Source organism: Pseudomonas sp. CAU 1711, from assembly GCF_039888625.1.
Classification (GTDB): domain Bacteria; phylum Pseudomonadota; class Gammaproteobacteria; order Pseudomonadales; family Pseudomonadaceae; genus Aquipseudomonas.
In genome coordinates this window covers 1-4,946 of the sequence record NZ_JBDQQT010000031.1, presented here as the reverse complement: position 1 = coordinate 4,946, position 4,946 = coordinate 1, and the positions used below count along the sequence as shown (strand labels likewise).

General features: G+C 62.4%; 1 protein-coding gene. It reads left to right on the top strand.

Features of this window, described 5'->3' with window-relative positions; translation table 11 throughout:
* Nucleotides 1–4,946, top strand: a 4,946-nt coding sequence (locus AAFN46_RS20460) for a LysM peptidoglycan-binding domain-containing protein (RefSeq protein ID WP_347810536.1), incomplete at both ends; no start/stop codon positions are given.

Sequence of the window (4,946 nt, the reverse complement as noted above, 5' to 3'; positions counted from 1 at the left end):
GCGCCTGCTCAGCACCACCGACGCCCTGGGTCACAAGGAGAGCTACAGCTACGACGCGGTAGGCAACCGCAAGACCCTGACCAACAAGCTTGGCCACGTCTGGACCTACAACTACGACGCACGCAATCGGCTGGTCGAGGAGATCACGCCGCCGCTGTACGTGGCCAGCATCGATGCGGCAGGAGCCGTAACGGGCAAGACGGTACGCCTCGTCACCCTGATCAGCTACGACAATCTGGGCAATGTGCTCAGCCGCAGCGAAGGTCGCCTGCGTGCCAACGTGGCCGATGCGGCCAGCAGCGACGACCTGAGCCAGGCCCGCACCACCAAGTACAGCTACGACAAGCTCAACCGGCAGATCGGCATCACCTCGCCCGGCTGGTACAACAAGACCAGCGGCGCCTTCCAGCAGGCCGGCGACGGCACCGCCAATACCTTCCAGGTCACCACCACGGTGACCTACGACGCGGCCGGCAATGCCGTGCGCAATCGCGTGCGGGTTAACAACAGCGGCAACGCCGCCACCGACTTCGTCGACAGCTACAAGGTCTACGACAGCGTGGGGCGGGTGACCCACGAGATCGACGCCTTGGGCGGCGTCACCGCCTATGGCTACGACGCCCTGGGCAATCAGATCAGCACCAAGCGCTTCGCCAATGGCCTGACCGGCGCGGTGCCCTCGCGCGGCTACTACCTGGCTAGCGACATCACCAGCACCAACCTGGTGGCCGATGCTGCCAATGACCGCACCCTGACCACCGCCTATGACAAGGCCGGGCGCAAGACCCGAGTCCAGCAGGATATGGTCAGCGTGTTCACCTTCACCGGCAACGTGGCGACCTCCACCAGCCAGACCCTGGCGCCGACCACGCTGTACAGCTACGACGCCCTGGGCCGGGTAGTGAAGGAGACTCTGGTGGGGCGCGATGCCAGCGGCGCGACCAAGATCACCGGCGCGTCCACGACCTACTACTACGACGGCGCCGGCAACCGCATCGGCATGGTGGATGCCATGGGCTACTACACGCGCATGGAGTACGACAACCTGGGCCGGCTCAAGCGCCAGGTGGAGTACGGCACCGCGCTGAGCAGCTGGAACACGACAACCCCGCCCGAAGCCCCGGTCAGCACCGACGACGACCGCAGCACGGCCTACAGCTACGACGCCATGGGCCGGGTGACCCAGGTCACCCGCGAGAACGTGCGCTACTGGGTGCAGGACGCCACTGACTTTGGTGGCAAGGTCACCTCCACCGAGAAACGCGGCAACCTCATCGAAAGCAAGACCAGCTATGACGCGCTGGGCAACGTCCGCACCCTGACCGATGCCCTGAACAACGTCACCACCAGCGAATACAACGCCCTCGGCCAGCTCACCAAGGTCACCGAGCCGCGCCGCTGGGCGGCCAAGGCGGGCGCGGTCGATCCATTCGCGCTGGGCTTTGACGGCATCGTACTGGCGTCTGCCACGGTCACCAATCTGTTCAATGCCTTTGGGCAGAAGATCCGCGAGACGCGGACGGCCGGCAAGGACGGTAACGGCAATGCCCAGAGTGGCGCGACACAGCAGACCCGCACCCTGTACGACGCCGCCGGCCATGAGGTGAAGAGCATCGACGCCAGCGGTGCCGAGGAGACCTACAAGGTCGATGTGGCCGGGCGGCGAATCCAAGAGCTGCAGCAAACCAGCATTACCTTGAATGCCTGGACCATCAACGGGAACAAGGTGGTTTACGCCCAGACTCTTCAGCGCAACTTCGAGTACGACAAGCTGGGTCAGCAGACGGCCGTCGTGACCTGGTTCAGTACCTGGACAGACAGACTGTCCGACCGGGCCACGCTGGAGTACAACCGCTTCGGCGAAGTAGAAGCCAGACGGGTAAATGGGAAGCTGATCGAAACCTCAATGTACGACCAGCGCGGCAAGGCCTACACCTATGCCAGCACCCAGCAGAATCTGCTGGGCCTGCACTACGATCTCGCCGGCAATCTCTCGCAGAGCAATGTCCTGGGCGACCTGAATACGAGCCTGGACGACCGGATAACCTACACGAAGTATGACCTGCTTGGCCGGGCGGTCGAGCAGCACCTTCCCGGATACAACGCAAACACCAGCGCCGACCCATTGAACAATGTGGCGACCGTCGATGCCACGCCGGTGATCAAGCAGTTCTTCGATCGCTGGGGCAACGTTACCCAGCGTATCGATGCTCGCGGCCAGAGCACCTTCTACAACTATGACCACAACAATAAGCTGTGGGCGGAAACGGCGCCCGCCACGGAGATTGTTCGCGAGAATGGCACCGCCTATCGAGCGCAGATCATGCGCCAGCGGCATTATGATGCCGCCGGCAGGTTCATTGCCGAGCAGGACTGGGCCTGGCCCTACGCGGGGTCGACCAGCTTCAACCTGCTGCGTACCCGCCATTATGTCTACGACCAGGGCGGCGAACTGGAGCGCGAGGTCGACTGGCTGGGCAATTGGCGCACCTACCGGGTGGATGCCCATGGCAATCGCATTGCGACGCGTGGCGCAACGGGCGTAGTGACAGTCGATACCTACGACGCCATGGATAGGCACATCACCCATGGCATCATCCGCGACGGGGCCAGGGTGGTTCTCCAAACCAAGAGGTACGACCAGGCCGGACGCCTGGTCGCGGAAATCTCCGGCACCCAGGAGATCGAAGAAACCCTGAAGCGCGTTGGCGACCAGCGTAATGGGGCGTCCTACAGCTCCGGGGTTGCCGGCAACACGCGCTATAGCCTCTACGACGAGCGTGGCAACCTGACCTGGACCCGCAACGAGTCCAAGGTGGAGAAGAGGTATGGCTTCGATGCGCTGGGGCGCAAGACCTCGGAATGGGACGGGCTGGTCACGCAAACCTGGACCTACGACTCCGGCGACTACTCGCGCCTGCGCAGCCACGCGGACCTGGCCGGCAGGGTCTACGGATACAGCTACAACGCCTTCGGCCAACTGCTCAAGGAGACGGTGAGCGGCGGGCCCGCGCGCACCTTTAGCTACTACAGAAACGGCCTGACCAAAGAGATCGTCGATGGCGCGGGCAGCAATAGCTGGCAGAAGACCCAGTACGCCTACGATCTGGCCGGCAACAAGGTACAGGAAATAAGCGCGGGTTATTTCAACAATGGCACGACGGCCACCAGCAGCGGCACGGATACCCGGTACCGCTACGACGAGCAGAACCGCCTGAAGGAAGTCAAAACCCCGGCGGGCAGTCGGCACGTCGGCGCGGACAACCTTGTTGTAAACACCGCGCGCATCGATTCGCTGAAATACAGCTATGACGAATTCGGCAACCGCCGCCGGGTGCGCCTGGACACCACCAATCAGTCCGGCGCCCGGGCCGTGATCGACAACTGGTACAAGTACGATCTGGAGGGGCGCGCGCTGATAACGGAGGGTTACCTAAGCGACAGCGGCAAAGTGGTGGCGGGCATGACCAACAACAAGGCCAAAGGCCAGGCCCACACCTATGATGCGGCGGGTCGCCGGCTGTCCACCGAGATGTCCTTCAATACCCTCGACTTCTTTGGCACGCCGCTGCACATGTATGTCCGGGAGAATTATGCCTATACCGACCAGGGGCAACTCAAAGAAATAACCAAGCGCACTGCGGCGAGAGAGGTGGCGGAGGGCGGCAAGTCGGACACCAGCATGAACTCGTCGCCACTCACTAACTGGAGCAATGCGCTGGCCGCGTTCTCCGCCATTTATGACGATAAGGGAAATCGCCTCAAGCAGTCGGACAACCAGATCGATCTCAATAACCTTAAGGCCACCGAGCAGACAGTGACCTATTACAGCTATCGCGGCGACGGCAAGATGGCCTCGCAGGAAGCGCAACGCTGGAATGGCGAACGCTGGAAGCCGGCGCAGTACAGCTACTTCAATGAAACCGCGAATATCGATCGCAATGGAGTAGAGGTTGCCATTACGCCCATGATCGATGCCGCCGGTCGGCAGATGCATTACCGCTATACCGTGTATGACAGCAAAGGTGACCCCGTGACAGGGGGGGGCTTCCACTACGAGTACGGCGGCTTCGATAGCTGGAAGGAAAGCAAGATCACCAACCTTCTGACCAGGGGCACTCCGGGTACCACGGTGAAGAGTTTTACCGCGCGCGGCGAGCTGTTGGATGCGGTTGCAACGGGCAAGACCAACTTTACCTTGCGCTATGCTTCCAGCCGCGCCGGGCAGATGGAAGTACGCCGTGAGAACGATGGGACTTCGCAGCGCTACGTCACCCTGGATGGCCGCGCCCTGGCCAATATCGGCAACGCCGACAAGCCGGAAATCACCGACACCCTCGAGCAACTGAGCCCCGCCTCGGGGGGCAACACACCGACCAGCTATGTGGTGGTACAGGGCGACAGCCTGCAGGGCATTGCTCAGAAGATCTGGGGCGATTCGAGCATGTGGTATCTGATCGCCGACGCCAATGGCCTTGGCGGGGGCGATACTCCGGCTGCGGGCAGTACCCTGACCATTCCCAACGTGGCCGGCAGCAACGCCAACAACGCCACGACCTTCCAGCCCTATAACGAGAGCGACGTTATCGGGAACATCACGCCCCAGGCTAAGTACGTACCGCCGAAGCCGAAGAAGAAGAAGAGCGGTGGGTTGTCGAGCATTGTGATGATTGTGGTGGCGATTGTGGTCACGATCTATACCGCTGGGGCGGCTGCATCTGCGTTTGGTGCGGCTTCCTCGGCTGCTGGGGCGGGTGCAGCAGCCGGGGCAGGAGCTGCCGCTGCTGGGACTGCCTCTGCTTGGTCTATCGGCGCAGCAGCCCTGTCTGGCGGTGTGCTCGGTACTACTGCCGGGTTAAGTGGCTGGGCACTGGCTGGTGGGGCGGTGCTCGGTTCGATGGCAGGCAGCGCGCTTTCGCAAATGGCCGGTATGGCCATGGGCGTTA